This window comes from Halorubrum sp. CBA1229, from assembly GCF_003721435.2.
Lineage (GTDB): Archaea > Halobacteriota > Halobacteria > Halobacteriales > Haloferacaceae > Halorubrum.
This window is the reverse complement of sequence record NZ_CP054586.1, coordinates 100,975-123,205: the sequence shown is the minus strand read 5'-3', so window position 1 is coordinate 123,205 and position 22,231 is coordinate 100,975. Positions and strand designations below refer to the sequence as shown.

Annotated in this window: 22 protein-coding genes and 1 pseudogene; 10 read left to right on the top strand and 13 right to left on the bottom strand. The window is 58.3% G+C overall.

Annotated elements, in window-relative coordinates; all coding sequences use genetic code 11:
• Positions 1 to 44: 44 nt before the first annotated feature.
• The 3 genes from Hrr1229_RS16795 to Hrr1229_RS16785 all read right to left on the bottom strand — a co-directional run bounded on the left by Hrr1229_RS16795 (position 45) and on the right by Hrr1229_RS16785 (position 3,581).
• A complete protein-coding gene (locus Hrr1229_RS16795; RefSeq protein WP_123115048.1) occupies positions 45 to 185 on the bottom strand; it encodes a YHS domain-containing protein in 141 nt (46 codons plus the stop codon).
• 408 nt (positions 186 to 593) lie between these two features.
• Positions 594 to 1,190 carry a MarR family transcriptional regulator gene (locus tag Hrr1229_RS16790; protein WP_123115214.1) on the bottom strand — a complete coding sequence of 199 codons (597 nt, stop codon included), beginning with the start codon at positions 1,188 to 1,190 and terminating at the stop codon, positions 594 to 596.
• A gap of 1,002 nt (positions 1,191 to 2,192) precedes the next feature.
• The gene (locus Hrr1229_RS16785) at positions 2,193 to 3,581 is read right to left on the bottom strand and encodes a permease (protein WP_123115047.1); all 1,389 of its coding nucleotides are present in this window, start codon (positions 3,579 to 3,581) and stop codon (positions 2,193 to 2,195) included.
• A gap of 354 nt (positions 3,582 to 3,935) precedes the next feature.
• Between Hrr1229_RS16785 and Hrr1229_RS16780 the strand changes: the two genes are divergently transcribed.
• Together Hrr1229_RS16780 and Hrr1229_RS16775 are read left to right on the top strand one after the other, a co-directional pair.
• The gene (locus Hrr1229_RS16780; RefSeq protein WP_255212612.1) at positions 3,936 to 4,199 is read left to right on the top strand and encodes a hypothetical protein; all 264 of its coding nucleotides are present in this window, start codon (positions 3,936 to 3,938) and stop codon (positions 4,197 to 4,199) included.
• Between the two features lie 16 nt (positions 4,200 to 4,215).
• Positions 4,216 to 5,121: a universal stress protein gene (locus Hrr1229_RS16775; RefSeq protein WP_123115046.1), complete on the top strand. Its 906-nt coding sequence runs from the start codon at positions 4,216 to 4,218 to the stop codon at positions 5,119 to 5,121.
• Between the two features lie 104 nt (positions 5,122 to 5,225).
• On the opposite strand, the gene Hrr1229_RS16770 is transcribed toward Hrr1229_RS16775, so the two are convergent.
• Genes Hrr1229_RS16770 through Hrr1229_RS16760 form a run of 3 tightly spaced genes read right to left on the bottom strand, consistent with a single transcriptional unit; the run spans position 5,226 to position 6,144 of the window.
• Positions 5,226 to 5,501 (bottom strand): hypothetical protein, encoded by a 276-nt coding sequence (locus Hrr1229_RS16770; RefSeq protein WP_123115045.1) that lies wholly within the window; start codon positions 5,499 to 5,501, stop codon positions 5,226 to 5,228.
• Between the two features lie 2 nt (positions 5,502 to 5,503).
• The gene (locus Hrr1229_RS16765) at positions 5,504 to 5,791 is read right to left on the bottom strand and encodes a hypothetical protein (RefSeq protein WP_123115044.1); all 288 of its coding nucleotides are present in this window, start codon (positions 5,789 to 5,791) and stop codon (positions 5,504 to 5,506) included.
• Positions 5,792 to 5,793: 2 nt separating this feature from the next.
• A complete protein-coding gene (locus tag Hrr1229_RS16760; RefSeq protein ID WP_123115043.1) occupies positions 5,794 to 6,144 on the bottom strand; it encodes a helix-turn-helix domain-containing protein in 351 nt (116 codons plus the stop codon).
• 116 nt (positions 6,145 to 6,260) lie between these two features.
• On the opposite strand from Hrr1229_RS16760, the gene Hrr1229_RS16755 reads away from it, so the two are divergent.
• Positions 6,261 to 6,911, top strand: a complete 651-nt coding sequence (locus tag Hrr1229_RS16755) for a plastocyanin/azurin family copper-binding protein (protein WP_123115212.1) — start codon at positions 6,261 to 6,263, stop codon at positions 6,909 to 6,911.
• 34 nt (positions 6,912 to 6,945) lie between these two features.
• Here Hrr1229_RS16755 and Hrr1229_RS16750 read toward each other — a convergent pair whose 3' ends face one another.
• A complete protein-coding gene (locus Hrr1229_RS16750) occupies positions 6,946 to 7,503 on the bottom strand; it encodes a hypothetical protein (protein WP_255212611.1) in 558 nt (185 codons plus the stop codon).
• Positions 7,504 to 7,623: 120 nt separating this feature from the next.
• Between Hrr1229_RS16750 and Hrr1229_RS16745 the strand changes: the two genes are divergently transcribed.
• The 5 genes from Hrr1229_RS16745 (at position 7,624) to Hrr1229_RS16725 (ending at position 13,365) form a co-directional block, all read left to right on the top strand.
• Positions 7,624 to 8,358: a hypothetical protein gene (locus Hrr1229_RS16745; RefSeq protein ID WP_123115041.1), complete on the top strand. Its 735-nt coding sequence runs from the start codon at positions 7,624 to 7,626 to the stop codon at positions 8,356 to 8,358.
• A 101-nt stretch (positions 8,359 to 8,459) separates the two neighbouring features.
• Positions 8,460 to 11,237: an aconitate hydratase AcnA gene (acnA, locus tag Hrr1229_RS16740; RefSeq protein WP_123115040.1), complete on the top strand. Its 2,778-nt coding sequence runs from the start codon at positions 8,460 to 8,462 to the stop codon at positions 11,235 to 11,237.
• A 160-nt stretch (positions 11,238 to 11,397) separates the two neighbouring features.
• Positions 11,398 to 11,952 (top strand): DoxX family protein, encoded by a 555-nt coding sequence (locus Hrr1229_RS16735; protein WP_123115039.1) that lies wholly within the window; start codon positions 11,398 to 11,400, stop codon positions 11,950 to 11,952.
• A gap of 33 nt (positions 11,953 to 11,985) precedes the next feature.
• A complete protein-coding gene (locus tag Hrr1229_RS16730) occupies positions 11,986 to 12,684 on the top strand; it encodes an isoprenylcysteine carboxylmethyltransferase family protein (protein WP_255212610.1) in 699 nt (232 codons plus the stop codon).
• Positions 12,685 to 13,074: 390 nt separating this feature from the next.
• Complete coding sequence (locus Hrr1229_RS16725; RefSeq protein ID WP_123115038.1) at positions 13,075 to 13,365, top strand: hypothetical protein; 291 nt, start codon at positions 13,075 to 13,077, stop codon at positions 13,363 to 13,365.
• Between the two features lie 90 nt (positions 13,366 to 13,455).
• Here the strand turns inward: Hrr1229_RS16725 and Hrr1229_RS16720 are convergent, their stop codons facing one another.
• The 5 genes and pseudogenes from Hrr1229_RS16720 to Hrr1229_RS16700 form a co-directional block, all read right to left on the bottom strand.
• Positions 13,456 to 14,670, bottom strand: coding sequence for an NAD(P)/FAD-dependent oxidoreductase (locus tag Hrr1229_RS16720; RefSeq protein ID WP_176329442.1), 1,215 nt, complete (start codon positions 14,668 to 14,670; stop codon positions 13,456 to 13,458).
• Positions 14,671 to 14,835: 165 nt separating this feature from the next.
• Positions 14,836 to 15,837, bottom strand: a complete 1,002-nt coding sequence (locus Hrr1229_RS16715; protein ID WP_123115036.1) for a DUF63 family protein — start codon at positions 15,835 to 15,837, stop codon at positions 14,836 to 14,838.
• On the bottom strand, positions 15,834 to 16,058 hold the full coding sequence (locus Hrr1229_RS16710; RefSeq protein ID WP_123115035.1) for a hypothetical protein: 225 nt from the start codon (positions 16,056 to 16,058) through the stop codon (positions 15,834 to 15,836). The genes Hrr1229_RS16715 and Hrr1229_RS16710 overlap by 4 nt, the downstream gene beginning before the upstream one ends.
• 22 nt (positions 16,059 to 16,080) lie before the next feature.
• Positions 16,081 to 18,729: pseudogene (locus Hrr1229_RS16705) on the bottom strand (copper-translocating P-type ATPase).
• A 93-nt stretch (positions 18,730 to 18,822) separates the two neighbouring features.
• On the bottom strand, positions 18,823 to 19,413 hold the full coding sequence (locus tag Hrr1229_RS16700; RefSeq protein WP_123115033.1) for an AsnC family transcriptional regulator: 591 nt from the start codon (positions 19,411 to 19,413) through the stop codon (positions 18,823 to 18,825).
• Positions 19,414 to 19,547: 134 nt separating this feature from the next.
• Between Hrr1229_RS16700 and Hrr1229_RS16695 the strand changes: the two genes are divergently transcribed.
• A complete protein-coding gene (locus Hrr1229_RS16695; RefSeq protein WP_123115032.1) occupies positions 19,548 to 19,745 on the top strand; it encodes a cation transporter in 198 nt (65 codons plus the stop codon).
• A 276-nt stretch (positions 19,746 to 20,021) separates the two neighbouring features.
• Here Hrr1229_RS16695 and Hrr1229_RS16690 read toward each other — a convergent pair whose 3' ends face one another.
• Positions 20,022 to 20,231 (bottom strand): hypothetical protein, encoded by a 210-nt coding sequence (locus Hrr1229_RS16690; protein WP_176329441.1) that lies wholly within the window; start codon positions 20,229 to 20,231, stop codon positions 20,022 to 20,024.
• A 33-nt stretch (positions 20,232 to 20,264) separates the two neighbouring features.
• On the opposite strand from Hrr1229_RS16690, the gene Hrr1229_RS16685 reads away from it, so the two are divergent.
• A complete protein-coding gene (locus Hrr1229_RS16685) occupies positions 20,265 to 22,220 on the top strand; it encodes a copper-translocating P-type ATPase (RefSeq protein WP_176329440.1) in 1,956 nt (651 codons plus the stop codon).
• The last annotated feature ends 11 nt before the right edge of the window (positions 22,221 to 22,231 follow it).

Below are 22,231 nucleotides of genomic sequence, written 5' to 3'. Positions count from 1 at the left end.
AAGCTACGACGCCAGACGCGGGGCTTTCTCGGTGGTTGTGACGTTTAGACGTATTCCTCCGGTGCCGAGGTGAACGTGTCCTTGCATCCTTCGGCACAGAAGTAGTACGTCTGACCATCGTACTCGGCAGTAGCCGCTGCATCGGTTTCGTCGACGTCCATTCCACAGACGGGATCAGTTGCCATTCGGTTTCACCCCGCATCTAATGTACGGGGCGATAAATCAAGCACTTTGCTCTTAACAATCCAAAGTCGAGATACCGACCGGCCTGAGCAGTTCTGAACGTTCTGAAGGCTCAGAGCGGCGGATGGGCCACTGCTTTAGCACGATACCGAATGGGTCGCTTGGGCGAACCCACAGTTTCTTATCTCAGTCCAATATAAAAAGGAGGCTCGTGGCTGGAGAGTGTCTGATAAGTCACCCTATTGGGCGGGAACTGCTGATCACCAAGTTTCGACCGTCAAACAAGGCGAATGTCCGTGGGTGGAGGGGCAACTGCCCCAAGATAGTAGGTCATTTCCTCCATGGAAGGCGCGAGTTCCGTCCTCAACGTGCGAGCAAAAGCGAGTAACGACTGCGTAGCAGGGTAGTTACTATGCCTGATTCTCCTGTAAATCATCACTTGGATAGATACGATACGTTCGCCCCTGGCGTTCACGATACAACAGCCCACGTTTCTCGAGGGCACTTACTGTCTGACTCACCTTGCTCTTCGAGAAGTTCGATCGGTCCCGCAATTCGATCTGGGTGATGCCGGGTGAGGAGAGGACTGGCTCGAGGATACGACGTTCGTCATCGGGCAGCAGGTCCAACACACGTGCCTGCGGTTGAGATTCTGGATTGATAACGCCGCTCGATTGGGCCGCTTCCTCGGGCGAGTTATCCGTCTCGGAAACAGTTTGACTCTCCGTCTTGGCCTGCGTGTCGTCGGGTACAGCTGTGTTAGTGAGGTCGTTCCGAATCAAAAGATATCCCCCAATAATGACCGCTGAGACGAGAAGAGTCCCACCGATGTACCAGATGGGGTTCGTCCCATGCATCGCCCCTACCGATGAATCCATTCCCATCATCGACCCCATTTGCTCGATGGATTGTTTTTGCTGGTAGGCTTGCCAACCGAGCGCACTGCCGATGAGGAGGACAGCAGTGACAAGGAGACTGGCGAGGAAGTCCGCTCGCCGTTTATTCATATACTCCACCTCAGTCCGGAATAGCTACCATTCATTATCTGGTGTTCGCGAGTCATTACTGTACCAGTTTCGATAGATACGAACAGTTCAGTGTGGCTGTCTATCCCCTCTGTGTGTCCCACGACCCGTCAATATTCTCCCAGCTAACCGTTGTAACGCTGGCGCAAAGTGGGTAGAACGTATTCGATCGAGTTAGCTCCCCTGTAACTGCGAGACTACTATCGCAAGCCGATTTCGATGATAGAGAATAGCTAGCCCTAAAAGAAATAGGACTGTCGCAAATTCATATCCATAGGTACCGAACAATATTGTCGTTGTAGTGCCACCCACTCCGCCCACAAGTGCTAGCACGATTGGGCTGACGCAGGCCGGACACGCCACGATTCCTATAACGCCCCCAACCGCTGACTGAGAAAAGCTCAGTACTGCGTCATATACAAGATATGCCATTGCGAACAGGCCGACTGCTTGATAGGGTATGATTGTAGCTGTAATTATATTCCCAGTGTAGAGTAGAACGGGGCTCCAGCCTAGTGAGCGCCCCCACGTCAAGCCGTAATCGGTGGCCCCAGTGAGTTGCCCGAGGTGGGAGGTAGATGGGCCGACTAAGCCTGAAAAATATAACATAATGAGAAAGTAGATTGCGACAAATAACCCGGCACCGACTCGGTATATCCAGCTCGTTGTAGGGGGACGGGTATGCCATAAAACCCATCCAGATGCGGTAAACCAAATAAACGGTATAACGAAGTGAGTCCATCGTCCCACGGTATCACCTGTCACATACACGTAAGTGATTCCAACCACCAGCTGGATGGCTAGTATCAAGTTAAGCCACGTACTCGATTCGAGAATCTGACCGAGAGATTGGATTTCGCTTGTTGTTTTTGTCATAGGGCAAAACAGGCTGGGAGCGGTTTAAGTGTTGATTTGTGAAGCACTCTCCACTGATAATGAAAAAGAGTTCGAATCTAGACAAATGACTATCCCACTCTACTGGCGTTAGTGGTCGTGACTGTGATCTTGAAATTCTGGTTTCTGATGAGCGAATTCATTCGGCTTCTTTTCAAATTTTTGCCTACAGGCTTGAGAGCAGAAGTAGTATGTTTCCCCGTCGTGGGTCACGGTCGGTCCCTTCTCGTCGGTCCGCATTCCACAGACCGGATCGCGGTACTGGCCGGGGGCACCGAGGCCACGCCGGTAGACGTAGAGGAGGAATCCGGAGAGCCCGAACGCGATAATGTTGAGATAGAAGGTGTAATTGATCTCAAAGTACGTTTGTTCGGTCGCAGTCTCACCGCCGGCGAGGTTTGGAACAATTCCGAGGATGTTGAACAGTTCTTCCATGAGGAAGCCTGTGAAGGCCATCGTCACGAAGAAGATGCCGAGAATGTACAGCATCACCTTCCAGCCGTAGTATTTCCGGTAAACGTTGAGGACAGGAATCGTGATGAGGTCGGCGTAGACGAACGCGATGACGCCCGCAAAGCTGATCCCACCGCCCCAGAGCGCGACGGCAAAGGGGACATTGCCCATACTGCCGACAAAGCTGAGGACAGCGATCGTCACGCCCATGATGGCGTTCTCTGCGCTCACCAGCAAACTGTCGCCCTGAAGGAAGAGCGTGTTCCACACCCACTGCGGGACGAAGACGATGACGAACCCTGAGATCAGAAAGCCCGCGATGACGTCCTTCCAGATCATCGACCACTCCTTGCGGTACTGGTTCCCGACCTTGTACCACCCGCCCCACGAGAGGAGTTCGTCACGCCACCCACCGGAACTGGCGATTTCCTGTTGATATGTCTCCATACACCCCTTCGAGCAGAACTTCACCGTTTCACCCCCGTCGGTCGTCAGCGAGTACTCGTCTTTGCCCTCCATCCCGCAGGTCGGATCCTCGGTGACGCCGTGTTCGTGATCACGTTGATTCAGTTCCTCCCGAACTTCGTCGAAGAGGTTCTCCGGGAGAGTCAAATGGACCAGGAGCGCCATGACGGCGATAAGGATGAGGCCGCCGAGGAGTTCGGCGACCAGAAACTCCCACCCCAGCAGAATCAGGATCATCAGCCCCAATTCTACGATGAGGTTTGTCGAGGCAAACATGAAGGCGAGGAAATTCACTGTGTGTGCTCCCTTCTTGAACAGTCCCTTACCAATCGCTACTGCACCGAAGCTACAGCCGCTACTCGCAGCACCGAAGACCGTTGCCTTCGTGAGTCCGCTCAGATCCCCTTCCCCAAGGACTTGGGCCATCCGCTCTTTGGAGACGTAGACCTGGACGAGGCTCGTAATCGTGAGGCCCATAATAATCGCCCAGGCCGCTGTCCAGAGAAAGCCGACACCGATCCGCAACGATTCGAGGATTCCGTCGACGAGGGCGGCCTTCATACGTAGACCATCACAAGCCTCTGTTTTGTCAATTGCCCTTAGAAATATGGGCTTGTGACCCTCTATAAAATTTGCATTCGAAAGCACAAACCACCAGAGACAACAACTCCCTGCTTGAAATGCCCTCTCACTAATTTAATACTGGGAGTTCGGGCTCCAGTTGGTGAATCGCTATGGCCTTTTGAACGACTAATTACCCAGACAGCGACGCAATATCCTGCTTCTGTCCCCGCATTTTATCGTGGTTCGTTACCCAGCCGGGTGTTCTTTCGAATTGTAATAGAAACTCGATTGAATGAGCCAGGCGTATCTCTACATATGAGCACGACTACCAGAACTCAGGACGCGCATGACATGGAATCCAAGCCCCGCACGATGTCCCTCGACGCACTGGCGCTGGCAGGTGCAGCTGCCGTCGTCTCTGCCGTCGTGATGCTGCTCTTCGGCGTCTTCGGAGCGATTGGAGTCTACGAGCAGGGGATTGAGGCAATGGAACAGTGGCACCTGTTCTTCGAACCGACCATCGTCGGGACAGCAGCAGGTATGGTTGAAGCCGCGGTGGCCAGCTTCGTCCTCGTGTACGCCTTCGCCTGGCTGTACAACTCCTTCACACGGTAAATCGGAGAACTACGCCATGTACACCGATATCCTCATCCCAACCGATGGCAGCGATCACGTCGAACCCGCGATCACGTACGGGCTCGACATCGCGGACCGATACGATGCAACCGTTCACGCTCTACACGTCGTCGACAGTTCGCCGATCGAACGGAAACTCGAACTGACCGCGCTGACTCCCGATTTGGAGCCGCTTCCAGACCAATGGTATGACGCTGGGGATGCCGCCACGCAACAGATCGCGACACGAGCCGCAGAACACAATCTCGACGTAGTTTCTGAGGTCCGCCGTGGCGTTCCAGCGCGAGAAATCCGATCCTACATCACCGACGCCGGAATCGATCTCGTCTGTATGCGAACCCGAGGACACACTGGCCTCGACCGATTTCTGCTTGGGAGTGTAACGACCCGAATTATCCGCACTGTTAACATCCCTGTCCTTAGCATCAATTCGAAGCCGGCTGAAGCGAGTTCTGAAGCCGAGATACGAGCTGGATTCGACCGCATCTTATTTCCGACAGATGGCAGTATTCCGGCACGAGAGGCTTTTTATCACGCACTCGAAGTGGCTAAGATGTACGATGCGGCAGTTCACGCTCTTTATGTTGTTGATAGGGGTGACTACGCGTCTCGTCCGGGATGGACATGGGACGAACTGCAGCAAGTGCTAGAGCAGACTGGAGAAACGGTCCTCGAAGATGTCCGATCTCGAGCGACTTCTGACGGGGTTGCAGTCACTGCTGAGATAACCCACGGCGTCCCCCATCAGGAAATATCGGAGTACTGTGACCAGCATAGCGTTGACCTCATCCTTATGGGGACGCACGGTCGATCCGGTATTTCACGACACCTCATCGGAAGTGTGACTGAACGAGTTCTCCGGAACGCTGATGGGCCAGTTCTGACCATTCGAGGAGCGTGAACCGCCATCGGGGGCAAGCTCCGGAGCACTCACCTCATCAGTGTAAATCGCGTTTAGTCTCGCCTTGAGACACTCGGCTTGCGTTTCCAGAGAGGTGTCTGGAGCTACCGGCGAAGCGAGATGAGAAGAACCACGAATCCGAGGCCAATGGCGACTGATTCGATGACGTGGACGACAGCGAGGTCAACTCCCGCGAATTCGAACAGCACTCCTTCAATGAAGACACCGAGAGTGATGATCCCGAATCCGATCGCGGCGTTTCGCATATAGTACGTGCCCGTTCGTCGATACGCCTCGAAGCTGTAGTACGTGATCAGAATACCGAGTGCGAGAACGAGCAAGCGAACGACTACAAGAATCGCTGTTGTTGCGTCCACCATTCTTATTCCTCCAGTTTCCGCGGGTCGCGTCCGTACAGGGCGTACAGGATCGTGAGCATCCCGAGCGCGACGATTACTGTCGCCACTATTCCAGCGTTATGGAACGTCAGGCCAACAACGTCGAATAAGACCCCTTCGATGATAGCGCCGAAGCTGATAATTGCGAAGCCGACGGCGAGGTACAACATCGATTGGCTGTTGGATCGACGGTATCCTCGATAGGCTTGGTATGCGATCACGAACCCGAGAGCCATGGTGACGAGTTTTGCGATGACGAGACCGATGTGCATGGTTAGTCGTTCCTCATTGTATCCCACAACCGAGAGAATCTGTCGGGGGCGTCTTCCCGAAGTTCGATGCGGACATCGAACCCAGACTCCAGAAGTTGAACCTCGACCCGGTCGAGCTGGGCTTCGTATTCGCTGTAATGATGACCGTCGGGATCCATGTGCGTTCGTTCGACGAGCAAGTCGTACTCGAGCAACGTATTGACTCGCCTGGAAACCGTCGAGACGGACATATCGCACTCATTACTGAGTTCCTTGGCGGACATCTGTGTTCGGCGAGTCGCCTCGAGGATCGCTCGTGCATAGTCGTCGTCGAGGATGGCGAGGACCCCCGAGATGTCTCGCTCTTCACTCACATTCTACATTTCTGTGGGCGGGTATATAAAGAAACGCCGATTTGCTGACCCAGCAAATCTGCGTTCCGGACTATACTGTCTGCCTGTGTAGGTTCACTTGCAAGGTGACCGATGATATGACCGATTCACTCACGCGTCGACGGATGCTCCAGCTGACTGGCGGTGCAGCAGTCATTGGCCTCGCCGGTTGCACGGGGACTCAGGACAACGACAGCGAGGCAGCGGCCGGATCAACGACTGAGAGTGGCCAGGACGAGGCCAGCACGGAGTCTAGCCACAGCGACGACGAGGACAGTCACGACGACGATGGGGGGCACGACGAAGCGGTCGGAGCGCCGTCCGATACGGCCGAAGTAAACATGATTACCGAGGACGGGGGCTACCACTTCGAGCCACACGTCGTGCGGGTGAACGTCGGTGGCACCGTGACCTGGCACAACGAGAGCGGGAGTCACTCAACGACCGCGTACCACTCCGACAACGACCAGCCCCAGCTCGTTCCCGAGGGAGCGGCGTCCTGGGACAGTGGCATCGTCTCTGAACAGGGCGCAACGTTCGAACACACGTTCGAGACCGAGGGGGTCTACCACTACTACTGCACGCCCCACGAGAGCCTCGGGATGATCGGGAGCGTCATCGTCGGTGAACCGGATCCCCACGAGGCGGTCGCCCTCGAGGATCCGCCGGCCGACAAGCCCGATCGGGTCCGCGAGAAGCTTGAAGAACTGAACGGAATGATTTCGACCGCCCTCGGCGACGACCACTAATCACTCCCGGACGGTTTCAGCAGCGCTCCCCCTCCTACCGTACAAGTAGATTGTAGCCGATATGGAGTACTGCGAGGCCGAGATATCCAAGACCGAGTACCGCCAGATTTCGTCGCGACAGCGACGGTAAGCCTACCTCGTCGGTATGATGAATCCGCTCGCCGAGCGCGTACGCGAACCGCCCAGCAATGAGTGCGAACGGTAGGTGAACGAATACTAGCGGGAGCACGAGCGAGTCGAACTGGGCTGTCGCCTCGAGACGTGACAGGTATTCGAGTTTGAGCACCAGTTCGAGGAAGGCGACTGTCAGACCGGAGGCCACGGTTGCGAGTAGTCCCTCGGTTTTCGAGAGGAGGTCGCCTTGCCAGTAGCTCCAGCCGTAGAAAACGAGTATCAAAGGGATGAGACGGACGAACGCCTCCTCGATGAGCCCAACCAGAAGAGTCCACGTGCTTGCGGTCGTCACCTGAAGCAGGGCAAGTTCGAACTGATAGGCACTCCACACGCCGATACCGGTCACGACGCTACTTACGACAGTCAACCCGACCAGTGACCGGTACTGTGACGGCATATGTGACAACGACCGTTTCATACGTGAGAGTCAGTCAAAATAGGCGTATCCGTTCGAAGTCCACACTGCGAAGAGCCTTTATTACCCTCCGCCTGTTACTCACTCACACGAATACTAACTGTAGCCGGTCACCATACTACCATGCCACCCGACGAACCCGCTTCCGTCTCTCGGTCGGCTGATACGGAGCACGACGTAATCGGCCGGATTGAAGAGACGGCTCTGTCGCGTCGGGGGTTTCTTGCCGGACTCGGCCTGGGGAGCCTTGGGGGCGCCGGTGCGGTTTTCGGTCTCACGCGAGCGGGGGAGGGATTTCAGTCGCTGGCGACACTCGCTGGTGGGGCCACACTTCCCGCAACAACACGGTACTATCTTCCAGCAGTCGACGGCTCCGATAGCGGCCTCATGGTTCCGGTGGCATTTGAGTTCACCGACGGCGAGGGCGAGTTGTTCGTGAATTTGAATGGAATCGAAGTCCGCCACGACCTCCAGCTCGCGCTTCGTGAAGCGATTGCGACGGCCACGCGGCTCACCGACAGCTCGCTGGCCGGAACGGCGACGCACGTCACGTTCGATTCTCCCACGGACAGTGTGCTCGCACTTCGCGGGAAGAGCTGGGAAGCAGGACTCACGGTCGCCCTCGTCGCCAGCCTCCGCCAGCAGTCACTCACACCGGAGACGCTCATCACGGGAATCGTCGACGACGAAGGAGCGTTGCTTCCCGTTGGGGAGATCGAGACGAAAGCCCGTGCAGCACGAGGACTTGATGCACGGGCTTTGGTCATTCCGGCGGACGAACCGACAGAAGTGGCTGTATCGGGGCTCCGTATCGTCAGAGTTCGCTCGATAACGGAGGCGCTTAGCCGGATTCTGTGAACGAAGGCCCTTCGCGACAGCTGTATGAAGTGCTGCAGTGACTGGGTCTTCCGACTGTTCGGAGCCAACAATTCAAGGGCTGGGTAAGCGTAGCTCACTCCATGGTCGAAACTGATCCTTTCGATGCGATACGTGAATTCGAGTTCGATGGGGACGCCTATCAAATGGCGGATCTCACCGCTCTCGAAGAGGCCGGCCTCTGCGAACTGGACCGCCTTCCGGTTAGCATTCGTGTCCTCCTCGAATCCGTCCTTCGGAACGTCGACGGCGACACCATTACGGCTGAGGACGTTCGGAACGTCGCTTCGTGGCAGCCTGACGTGCCGGATGTCGAACTTCCGTTCACGCCGTCGCGGGTCGTCCTCCAGGACCTCACCGGTGTTCCCGCCGTCGTCGACCTCGCGGCACTCCGCTCGGCGGTTGAGCGCAAGGGCGAGGATCCAACCCTCGTCGAACCGGAGATCCCGTGCGATCTCGTCATCGACCACAGCGTTCAGGTCGACTACTTCGGCTCTGAGGACGCATACGAGAAGAACGTCGAACTGGAGTATGAGCGCAACGGCGAACGCTATCGAGCGCTCAAGTGGGCCCAACAGGCCTTCGACGACTTCCGCGTCGTACCGCCGGGAACCGGGATCGTCCACCAGGTGAACCTTGAATACCTCGGCCAGGTCGTCCACGCCCGAGAGCGTGATGGCGAGCAGTGGCTGCTCCCCGACACCCTCGTCGGAACTGATAGCCACACGCCGATGATCGGTGGTATCGGCGTCGTCGGGTGGGGCGTTGGCGGCATCGAGGCGGAAGCCGCGATGCTTGGCCAGCCCATCACGATGAAGCTCCCCGAGGTCGTCGGCGTCCGACTCACCGGCGAACTACCCGAAGGTGCGACAGCGACCGACCTCGTCCTCCACGTCACCGAGCAACTCCGCGAGGTCGGGGTTGTCGACCGCTTCGTCGAGTTCTTCGGACCGGGCGTGTCGAACCTCACTGTTCCGGACCGGGCGACCATCGCGAACATGGCACCCGAACAGGGTTCGACCATCTCGATGTTCGGGGTGGACGAGGCGACTCTCGATTATCTCGAGCTTACGGGACGCGACGAGGAGCACATCGAACTGGTCCGTGAATATCTCGACGCCCAGGGGCTGTTCGGCGAGCAGAACCCCGAGTACACCGAAACAGTCGAGCTCGATCTCTCGACGATAACACCCAGTCTCGCCGGGCCGAAGCGGCCTCAGGACCGCGTCCCGATGGACGACATGAAGACGCACTTCCGTGGATTGGTCCACGGTGAATTCGAAGACGAAGTGGACGAAATCGACGAGGACGCGCTCACCCGATGGCTTGGCGAAAGCAGCGCTGCCGATGACCGACCGGACCCCGATCTTCCGGAGCCGGACGTCGGCGACCTCGACAAACGGGTCGAAGTCGACGTACACGGCGAAACGACTGAAATCGGCCACGGGAGCGTCGTAGTTAGCGCCATCACCAGCTGTACGAACACGTCGAACCCTTCGGTGATGCTCGCGGCAGGACTCCTCGCTCGCAACGCTGTCGAGCGTGGGCTTGACGTCCCCGCGTACGTCAAGACGAGTCTCGCTCCGGGAAGTCGTGTTGTCACCCAATATCTCGAGGAATCGGGCCTCCTTCCGTATCTCGAAGACCTCGGCTACAACGTGGTCGGCTACGGCTGTACGACCTGTATCGGGAATGCCGGACCACTGCCCGAGCCGATCGAACGCGCGATCGACGCCGAAGACCTCTGGACGACGAGTGTCCTCTCGGGCAATCGCAACTTCGAGGCACGCATCCATCCGAAGATCCGGGCGAACTACCTCGCCAGTCCGCCACTCGTGGTCGCCTACGGCCTCGCCGGCCGCATGGACATCGACCTCGAACACGACTCGCTCGGAACGGACGCTGAGGGCGACCCAGTCTACCTCGCAGACATCTGGCCCGACCCCGACGAGATTCATACGGCGGTTCACGATAGCGTCGACTCGGCGATGTTCGAGGAGAAGTACGCCGAGGTGTTCGAGGGGGACGAACACTGGGATGCGCTCGATGCGCCGAGCGGTGACGTCTACGAGTGGGACGAGTCTTCGACGTATATCCGAGAGCCGCCGTTTTTCAAGGACTTCCCGCTGGAGAAACCCGGCGTGGCGGACGTTGAAGACGCCCGCACACTCCTGTTGCTCGGGGACACGGTCACCACGGACCACATCAGTCCCGCCGGACCGTTCAGTCGCGAGCAACCGGCTGGGGAATGGCTCGTGGAGCGCGGTGTCGAACCGCACGAGTTCAACACGTACGGTGCTCGGCGAGGGAATCACGAGGTGATGATGCGCGGGACGTTTGCGAACGTCCGCATCGAGAATCAGATGCTCGACGACGTCGAAGGTGGCTACACGATTCACAACCCCACGGACGAACAGACGACGGTCTTCGAGGCCAGTCGTCGCTACCGCGAGAACGACACGTCGCTTGTCGTGTTCGCTGGCGAGGAACTCGGAACGGGATCGAGTCGTGACTGGGCTGCGAAGGGGACGGATCTGTTGGGAGTCCGTGCTACCATCGCCGAAAGCTACGAACGAATCTTCCGTGACAATCTCGTCGGTATGGGTGTCCTCCCGCTGCAGTTCCAAGAGGGAGACTCGTGGGAGTCGCTCGGCCTCGACGGCTCGGAGATCGTCGCGATCCGTGGCCTTGATGACGGGTTAGACGTGAACGACGAGCTGACCGTCCTCGCAGAACGGGCTGATGGATCGACCGTCGAATTCCCGGTTACTGCCCAGGTCGGTACGCCTGCAGCCGTTCGATACGTCGAAAACGGAGGCATCCTTCATCTCGTCCTCCGACGGCTACTCTCCCAAAAATAGGGACACTTCCCCGTTTCTCCGCTCGAACTCGAGACAGCTTGAAGATTGCCGGATGTGATACACTACGGAGCCGGCTCCTTCTCGAAAAACAGTGGCACCTCCTCACGTGAATCGGAGGGGAGACGCATCTTTATATAATTCCCACGAATCAGTCTACGGTATGTCATCACAAGAAGTCCAACTACAAAGCTCAATTGGCGGATTTACGGCGAGCGGGAAGCTTCACACCCTGAGCGTCTGGTTCATCCTTGCACTACGACTGATGATGGGGATCGCGTTCTTCCAGAGCGGTGTAGATAAGGTCCTTTCCGGCAGTTTCAACGCGGCCGGCTACCTCCAGAATGCGCCGCCCGCGAACGGCAGTCCGCTCGCCGATCTCTTCGTCTCGATGGGCCAGACGGGGTGGTTCGTCGACTTCGTCAACATCGCCGTCCCGTGGGGCGAGGTTCTCATCGGCCTCGGCCTGATCGTGGGTTTCCTCACCCGACTGGCCGCGTTCTGGGGCGCGTTCCTGATGCTACTGTTCTACTTCGGGAACTGGGACACCGCACACGGCTACATCAACGGGGACTTCGCGTACATGCTCGTTTTCCTCTCTGTCGCCGCTTTCGGCGCAGGACGTATCCTCGGTCTTGATGCGTATATTGAACAGTACAAGGTTGATGGTGTACCACTCGTGGAACGGTATCCCTGGGCCCGATACATTCTAGGATGAGTTATTTACTCTGGTAGAGAATCGACCCATAGAATGTCTCTGAACGTCTTGATGGTTTCAGCAATCGATTTTTCCGTTACTAACCCCGCAGCCTGGGGACTCGCACTAATCGTTATCGTCGTGGTTTCCTGGTTCTTCTATCGGTATTTTGCTCCAGATAGCTGGCGCGAGTGGGTCGGGGCAGGTGTGGTGCAGGCGTTTATCATCGCGTTGTATGCAGAGATGTACGGATTTCCGCTCACGATCTATCTGCTAGTCAGATTTTTCGGGTTCGATCGCGAGTCCGCCAGCACGAATCTCTGGTCGACACTCGTCGGCTTCGGCGAGACTGGAATGCTGGTTTCGATGCTACTCGGCTATGCCGTGGCTCTCGTCGGCATCGGACTGTTTGCTCAAGGATGGCGGCAGGTCTATCGAGCTCGGCAGAATGATCGACTTGTCACGGACGGGCTATACGGCTACGTACGTCATCCGCAGTACACCGGTTTGTTCATCGCTTTGTTCGGCGAAGGAATCATTCACTGGCCAACAGTGTTCTCTGTCGGTTTGTTTCCGTTTGTCATCGTGGTCTTCGCGTGGCTTGCTCGGAAGGAAGAACGCGACATGGTCGACAAGTTCGGCGAGGACTACCAACTGTATCAGCAGAATGTCCCGATGTTCCTTCCGGATCGGGGTAAATGGCGAGAAGTTGTGGCCGAGTCCCGTAACCACGATGACTCTGACAGTCCGTAATGAGAGTTGCTCAAACAAGCTCGGACTGATGGGTGCGTCTCTGCACGTGGATAACGGACTTCTTGTTGGGTGACGTAGACTCCCCATGGTTCCAATTGTTCCAAACGTCCTTCTGACCGGTATCATCCTCGTGAGTACCGGATACACAGCCGCGAAAACGCTCGGAATCTGGCACCAGTATGAGGGAACGTACGGTCGATTACTTGTTGGAGTCCCGCTCGTAAGTTTACTGTTCGGGCTCGCCCATCTTGGAACACTTACACCGCTTCCACACGATCTTCTCGTAACTGTCGAAACAGGTGCTATACTCGGTGTAACGGCTCTGATTGCTGGGTTAGGGTACATCCACCCTCGGCTGGGATATTCGGGAAGTGACTTGCAATGAGTTCGATGCTGCTCCTGCTGATCCCGACACTCATCACTAGTGGTCTCACAGTTCTTTGTTACGTGCTTCTCTATCAGGACACAGTTCTAGTAATTCAGCGTGCCTTCTTTTTCAGAGTCGGCGTCGGCGCCTCTATCTCTGCGGTAATTGGTGTGAGTGCATTGTTAACCGAGTCAGTCCCGGCGCATCTATTCCACGCCGTCTTTGCAGTATCAGTAGCTATGGCGGTTCATGCAGTATGCGATGGCCTCCATCCAGAGACCGAAGCGTGGTTTTACTCGCTCTTCCGCCCCTGACCGTTGATTCACGTAACTCCCACTGTCGTACTCTGTCGATGCAGAAGACGATGAGTGAGAAGCTGCATCACCGATACAACTCTCATCATACTAGAAAGAGGAATCGGAGATCGGACTCTCACCGTTCGGTATCGAAGTGTACTCCCACTGATCGGTCGCTGCTTGATAGACCCGCTGGAGTACCTTCCGTTTCCCGAAGATTTGAACAAATAACCGTGGGTGTCGTGCGAGCTGTATCAATACGTCCCGCGGCGAGCGATCGACAGCTTCGATGTCCATTCCAGAGCCGGCTTGAATTGCTTTACCGAGGATCTGTGGCTGCCGTGTCTCGGTGAAGTATCGAATAACCGTTGCCAGCAGGTATTCAGGTTTCATTTCCCGATACAGCTGTTCCGGATATGCTTCCAATCGATCCTCAGCCGCCAGTTCCGCTGCGAGATACGACGATTGAATGGCCTGTGAGATTCCTTTTCCCGTAAGCCGGTTTGCAATCCCGGCAGCATCACCTACACGCACGATAGAGTGGTCGGGGTGATAGGTTCGCTGGGGATCGAGGCTTGGGCCTTCCGGGATAATCGCGACGTTTGTCCGTTCCTGTGTCGGCGTGGGCCATCCATTGCGCTCACAGGCACGTTTGAACGCTGCCATGTAGTCGTCCGGGCGGTCACTGACAGCCCATCCGATTCCAACGTTGGCGCGATTCGGTGTTTTCGTGAACGCCCACGTGTATCCAGTGTAATTTTCGAGTATAATCTGGCTGTTGGGGTATACGTCGCTGAAGTCCCCCACGACATCGGCGTTGAGTGCGACGAGGTATCCGGAGTATTCGCCGGTCGATTGTAGTGCCTTGCTGGTGAGCGAGGGCTGGCCAGTGGCGTCGACGATGACATTGTATCCGTCTGCGAACTCGAATAACTCAGCCGGTGTGATCGACTGATTCTCGTTGACGTCTACCCCTCTCTGTGTCAGGCGGTCTGCCCACGATTGTTCGACGACGTTACGATCGGTGATGTAGGCGTCCGGTGCAGTGAACTTCCCGCGTCCAGTACACTGACGACCCGGCTGGACGCCATCGTACACCTCGACTTCCATCTCTGGGAGCGGATTAATGAACCCGTTTTCTGCGGTCTTCTCGAGGGGGATTGCAGAGGCGGCGGTCATCGCTTCGCCACAGTTGACGCGTTTCTCGTTGTACGTCTGGCGTTCGTAGAGCTCGACGTCACAGCCAGCCCTCTGAAATCCTTCTGCAGCCGCTAACCCAGCCATTGCCCCACCCAGTATCGCAACTGTCGGTGTCTGATTCATCGTATCGGTAATGGTAGGAACGTCCGGTGATCGAGGGACCAGCTATTGCATTGTCCCAGAGGTGCACTATCAGCGATCTTAGCGACGGCTGGGCACTGCTCTGTGACGGAGGCGACTACCGTGGTGTATTGGTTTGGAATCATCCGTTTCCCTATCGTTCAGGTATTAGACTCCGAGCATCATCCGGAGCGACCCACGGACGCCCATCGGGATCCCGATCGCCCCGATGAAGAACGTCATGAGCCACCACCAGGTGTGGTTCATCTCGTCTTTCGCGTCCGCAAGGTACCAGACGATTCCGCCGGTCACGAGGAGTTTGAGGACGAACGTCGATCCGGAGAAGCCAGTCGCTTGATACACGAAGTTCGTGATGACCAGCTTCGGCGAGTAGCCGAGGAACGTGACGCCGATGAGGTTCTGTGCGGCGTCCCACGTCTGTCCGAAGACGGCCAGCAGGAAGAGTGGATGCCGGAGGTGTACGACGTCGACGAAGCTCGTCCCCCAGTAGTAGAGAGCAGTCACGGTGAGGGCGATTCCCGTCGTCGCGACGGGGACCCACAGGCGAAGCGGGGTCGCCGTCGAGAGTCCGTACCAGAGTGCCAATCCGACGGCGCTGACGCCCCAGACTGTCCCTACGACGCCGACCGTCGCCGGGATGGATCCGATGCCTCTGTCGCGCACGAGTGTGCCAAGGCCGAGCGCGAAGACTGTGACGCCTGTGACGACGAAATAGATCGACGGGGTGATGAACCACACCGCGTAGTCACCGAGCAGTCCGATGTCCTCGAGTGCACGCATCGCCCCGCCGGCGACGATTATCGGCGCGAACCCGTATGCGAGTCGCGCGTCGAGCGTGACACCGAGGTGGTTGAGATACGCTCGGAGGCCGGGAAGACTGTACACGACTGCACCGAGATAGGTCACCGTGTTCACGGCATTATACCCCCGGACGGCCCGTATCCCCTCGTGCGTGACCGGCTGGCTGGCGGCGTCGGCGACGACCGGCCCCCAGAGATACTGCCAGACGAACCGATCGTAGACGAGCGTTGGAAATGCGAGGAGGGCTGCGCCGATGAGGACGACCGGGGCAAGCAGATACAGCGCCCACCACTCGCGAGTCCCCGTGTCGGGGAGGACGGTTTCGACGCGCTGTGTGACAGTGCTCACGACTCGTCCACCTCGACTCGCCACGTTGTGCTCTTCGACCGACCCCACTGTTCGAGCGAGACGTCGGCGAGGTCGTCCTGAAGCTGGCTCAGATACTGTGCGACGGCTTTCGGCGACCCGTCGAGGTCGCTGGCGATGTCACGCGCTCGGAGGTAGGTGGGCTCAGTATCGGCCGTTTCGACGAGGTACGCGTACACCGCACGACGGGAAATATTGGACATGATGGACTGGAACGACGCGTGATTACCGGAGCTTCCCCAACAGTTCGTAATCGTGGTCGGGCGTGTACCGACGGAACAGCAGGCTGTTCGACAGCACCGAGATGCTGGAGAAACGCCATCGCCGCCGCAGCCAGAACTGGTTGGAGCATCCGAGGGATGCCAGCGGGATCATCGGAGGTGTTGTAGCCCAGTGCCCAGACGAGGTTCTGCTTGATCTTCTGCAGCGTCGCGTCGGAGATGCGGATCGCCTTCACCACGTCCAGCGGATCGTCCCGCATCAGCGTCACGTCAGCCGCCTCGATGGCGACGTCCGTCCCGCTCCCGATCGCCGTACCCACGTGTGCGACGGCGAGTGCGGGGGCGTCGTTGACGCCGTCACCGACCATCATCGCCTGCCGCCCCTCGGCCTGAATGGACTCGACGGCATCGGATTTGTCCTCTGGGAGCACCTCCGCACGCACGTTGGTCGGGTCGATACCGACCTGCTTCGCGACCGCACGAGCGGTCCGTTCGTTGTCGCCCGTGATCATCATCACGTCGACATTGCGCTCCTGGAGCGCGCTAACCGCGTCCTTCGCGGTTTCTTTGACCGTGTCGGCGTCTGCGACGACGCCCACCAGCTCACCATCGACCGCGACCAGCATCGCGGTCTTGCCCTCGTTCTCGAGGCGCTCCATGGTCTCCTCCGCGGGCGCGGGGTCGATATCATTGTCGCGGAGGAGTTTGCGGTTGCCGACCAACACCTCGCTCCCGCCGACCGTCGCACGGATCCCGTGACCGGGGACGTTTTCGAAATCCTCCGGGCCGGTGACGTCTAACCCGCGCTCTTCGGCTCCCTCGACGATGGCTCGGGCGAGCGGGTGTTCGCTGCCGCTTTCGGCGCTGGCCGCGAGCCGCAACACGTCGTCCTTACTGAGTCGGTCACGAGCTGTCAGTTGGCCGCCGTCGGATCGCCGATCCGACGAGGTCCCGCTCGCACCGCTCGCGGGATCGCCATCGGTAGCAGGGTCTCCACCGTCGGTGACAGGCTGGCCATCTCCGTCGAAGACGACGACATCAGTCAGCTCCATCTCACCCTCGGTGAGCGTGCCGGTCTTGTCGAAGACGACGGTGTCGACGTCCTTGGCGCGCTCGAGAATGTCGCCACCCTTGAACAGGACGCCGTTCTGGGCACCGATGGTGGTCCCGACCATCGTCGCGGCGGGCGTCGCCAGCCCCAGCGCGCAGGGACACGCGATGAGTACTGCCGAGGCGAACACGATTATAGCGAACTCGAACACCGTGACGGTTCCGCCCGCAACAGCCGGCCCCCCGGCGACTTGCCCCCACAGCGGGAGCCAGTCGACGAAGCCTGCCAGTGCCTCCGGGAACAGGAACCAGACCACGCTCCACAGCACGGCGTTCACAATGACTGCCGGCACGAAGTACGCGCTGATGCGGTCGGCGAGGTTCTGGATGTCAGGCTGGCGGGACTGGGCCTCTTTGACCGTTTGGACGATCTGCTGAAGGGCGGTGTCTTCACCGACCTTCGTGGCCTCGACGACGAGCACGCCGTTCTCGTTGATCGTCGACCCGACGACCTCGTCGCCCTCGCCCTTCTCGACGGGGACGGACTCGCCCGTCACCATCGATTCGTCGACGGCAGACTGCCCGTCGACGACGACACCGTCGGTCGGAATCTGTTCGCCGGGCCGGACTTTCATCCGGTCGCCGACCTTGACGTCTTCGAGCGGAATCTCTTCTTCGTTGCCGTTCTCGTCGACGACGGTAGCCGTCTCCGCCTCCATTTCCAGCAGCTTGCGAAGTGCTTCACCGGCCTGCCCTTCGAACGGGCTTCCAGGTAGTTGCCCAACGTAATGAACACGAGGATGAGCGCCGCCGTGTCGAAGTACAGGCCGCCGGCGATCACCTCGAGTAGCACTGCTACGGAGTAGAGGTAGGCAGTGGTCGATCCTAGCGCGATCAGCACGTCCATGTTGGCACGCTTGTTGTTCACCAACGCATTGTACGAGTTCTTGTAGAACGGCCAGCCGAGAAGCGCCTGCACCGGTGTCGCGAGCAGGAACTCGACCCATCCGAGTTCCACGCCAAAGACGGTCTCGGGGACGAAGGCGCCGCCGAGAAGATAGCTGTCGATGAGGAAGAACAGCAACGGTGCAGAGAGGACTGCCCCGAACAGCGTCAGTCGGAGCTGTTTTCGAATCTCGGCCTGTCGTGCGGCGTCGCGCGCGTCCTCACCGGAGTCGCCGTCCTCTCGGACGGGCGAGTAACCCGCGCTCTCGATGGCATCGTAGAGCGCATCCAGCGACGTGTCCGCGGGATTGTACCGGACTTGGGCTTCGTCGGTGGCGAAATTCGCCTCGGCTGCGATGACACCTGGCGTGTTCTCAAGGGCAGTCTCATTGGTCTGTACACAGTTGGCACAGGTCATATCGGAGATGCCGATAGTCACCGTGTCAGACACCGCCCCGTACCCGGCATCTTCGATCGCCTCGTATATCTCTTCGAGCGTTACCTCGTCAGGATCGTACTCGACGGAGCCCTCGTCGGTGGCGAAGTTCGCGTTCGCCTCGACGACGCCGTCGAGGGACTCTAGCGCGTCGCCAACTGTCGCCGAGCAGTTGGCACAGGTCATCCCTGTGATATCGAGATGGGTTGTTCGGCTTGTCATGCTGGTTTTACTATACGGGGTCCATGTTTAGACGATTTGTTGTTACGAGAGCCCGGGTATGAGCCCCAACAAAATTAGGATTCCAAAGGCCCGTTATGCGCCTTCTTCTAATCGCTGGTATCGGTCCTCGAACCGTGCAAGACAGGATGGACAGCAGAAGTGGTAGATCTCGCCGTCGATTCGCGTCGTCTCCCCCTCATTATCGACGGTATTGTCACACTCAGCACACGTGAGCGCGAATTCGACGCCATCGACAGATGGTGTCCATTCGATGTCGTCGACGAGTGTGACTGTATACTCCGTCATCTCGATCTCGTCGAAGAGTCCATTCACCCACCGACGAATGTTCTGTGCTTCGACGCGAGCGTAGAACCAAAGGTCTCCCTCGGATGTCGTAAAGACGTGTTCGACGCCGTCTGACTCGCGAACCCGGGTACGGGCTGCCTCCAGTACTCCCGGGCCGATCTCGGCTTGGATAAACACTGGAACACCGGCCCGGAGATGGGCTCGATTGACATCGATCGTGAAGTTGTTGATGACATCCGCCTCCTGTAATCGTTTGACTCGATCGGAAACGGCAGGCCCCGAAAGACCGACCTTCTCACCAATATCGCTGAATGGGCGGCGAGCATTGTCAGCCAGTAACGAGAGAATTTCCAGGTCGGTTTCATCCAAGTTGCGCATACCGATGCCTCGGCTCGCAGAATACATTATTGTTGCTCACGAAATGCCTTCGACACCACCGATCTACGGCCTAACAAACTTTGGATTCTAAGCAGAAAACCACATAGAACAACAGCCCCTATTCATTATTGGATATGAGTCAGACCATCACCGTCGAAGGGATGAGTTGTGGGCACTGTGAACAGACTGTCGAAGATGCGCTTCGGGAGGTTAGCGGCGTAACTGATGCGAGCGCCGATCACGAGTCCGGGCAGGCGGACGTTGACGGCGACGCTGACGTCACGGCACTCGTCCAGGCCATCGAAGACGCTGGATATACGGCAGACGTCTGAGAACCACCGAACCGTCGTCACCGGAGGCCCAGCCGTTCCTTCGACTCCGGATCTTCTTGACCTCCTTCGCGATGTCGGGGGCAGGACTAAATCATGGGGGACGGCACCAATACACAATAAATGAGCAACAATCCAAATCACGAGAAATCCGATGCGGATGTATCGGATTCTCAGACATCTCCCCAGACCGACGGCCCCGTCTACTGCTGCCGAGTCTGCCAGTTACACGCAGACGAAGAAGCGCGTCCAACGGCTCGTGCGACATCCGAGCAGCACTCACATTCCCCAGAACACGATGCTCACGCGACAGGGGACGAGGCTCGTACTGAATCCGACTCCACGGAGGAACACGCACAGCACGATCACGACACCGAACACGGTCACCATCACGCCGACACTGAATCGCCACCTTCTGCAGAGACAGAGCCTATTCACGACGGGCACGATCACGGTGCAGACGTCGACGAGGACGGACACGACGATCATAGCGGACACACGGATCACACTGGTCACGAGCAGATGTTTCGCCGGCGGTTCTGGGTGTCGCTCGTACTCTCACTACCAGTCATCTTCTTCAGCGAGTTCATCCAGGATGTCTTCGGGTACACTGCGCCGTCGTTCCCCGGCAGCGTCTGGATCACGCCGGTTCTCGCGGTGATCGTCTTCGCGTACGGTGGCGTGCCGTTCCTCTCGATGGCACGTACCGAACTGAAGACTCGCGAGCCAGGGATGATGATGCTCATCTCGCTGGCGATTACCGTCGCGTTCGTCTATTCGGTTGCGAGTCTGTTCCTCGAGGGGACGACGCCGTTCTTCTGGGAACTCGTGACGCTGATTGACATCATGCTGTTGGGCCACTGGGTGGAGATGCGGTCGGTCCGGGCAGCCTCCGGCGCGCTCGACGAGCTCGCGAGGCTTATGCCCGATACTGCAGAACTCGTCACTGAAAGCGGGGATACGGAAGAGGTCCCCGTCTCCACACTTGGCGAAGGCGACGTTGTTCTCGTTCGGCCGGGTGCGTCAGTTCCTGCAGACGGTGAGGTCGTCGAGGGCGAGTCCTCGGTCGACGAGTCGATGATCACTGGCGAGTCCCGCCCTGTGGGCAAGGAACCCGAATCTGAAGTCGTCGCTGGCACGGTCAATCAGGACGGGAGCCTCCGGGTCCGCATCACGAAGACCGGCGACGAAACAGCGCTAGCGGGTATCATGCGGTTGGTCGAGGAAGCCCAACAGTCGAAATCACGGACGCAACTCTTGGCCGACCGGGCCGCAGGCTGGCTGTTCTACGTTGCACTCGCTGTCGCTGCTATCACGGCCGTCGCGTGGGTCGTCGCGGTCGGATTCAACATTGCAGTCCTCGAACGCGTCGTGACGGTCCTCGTCATCGCATGCCCCCATGCGCTCGGGCTCGCTGTTCCCCTCGTCGTCGCGATCAACACCTCCACAGCTGCGCAGAACGGGATGCTCATCCGCGACCGCATTGCCATGGAGGAATCCCGTAATCTGGACACGGTGATGTTCGACAAGACCGGGACACTCACGAAGGGCGAACAGGGCGTCGTCGGTGTCGAGACGGCAAGTGACTGGAGTGAAGAGAGAGCGTTCGAAGTCGCCGCTGGTGTCGAGGGTGACTCCGAGCACATGATCGCTCGCGCCATCCGGGACGCCGCCCAGGAACGGGACATCCAGCGAGCGAGCGTTTCGAACTTCGAGAATTTCCGCGGTCTCGGCGTCAGAGCCACCGTGGACGGAGAGACGGTTCATATCGGTGGACCGAACCTGATTGAGAAATTCGGTATCGAACGGTCCGACAGCATCGCTGCCTTCGCGGAGGAAGCTGGCTCGAACGCAGAGACGGTTATCTACCTGGTTCACGACGAATCCGAAGTTGTCGCAGCATTCGCCCTCGCGGACGTCATCCGCGAAGAGAGCCGGCAGGCTATCGAGGCGCTACACGCGATGGACATCGAGGTGGCGATGTTGACTGGTGACTCCGAGGACGTCGCACGGGCTGTCTCGGAGGAACTCGGCATCGACCAGTACTTCGCGGAGGTCCTCCCCGAGGAGAAGGACACGAAGGTCGAACAACTCCAATCAGAGGGGAAGCTGGTCGCGATGGTCGGTGACGGAGTCAACGACGCCCCCGCGCTCACCCGCGCCGACGTCGGCATCGCCATCGGCTCGGGGACGGACGTGGCCATCGAGTCAGGCGACATCATCCTCGTCGACAACAACCCCCTGGATGTCGTCCGCCTCATCCGGCTGTCGAAGGCGAGCTACCGGAAGATGCAGGAGAACCTCGTCTGGGCGACCGGGTACAACGTATTCGCGCTTCCCCTGGCAGCGGGGATACTTGCGCCCATCGGCATCCTCCTCTCACCGGCGATCGGTGCCGTGTTCATGTCGCTGTCGACGATCATCGTCGCGATTAATGCGCGCAGACTGCGGAACGTCGATCTCTCGGTGGCTGCGTAGCCTACTATTAC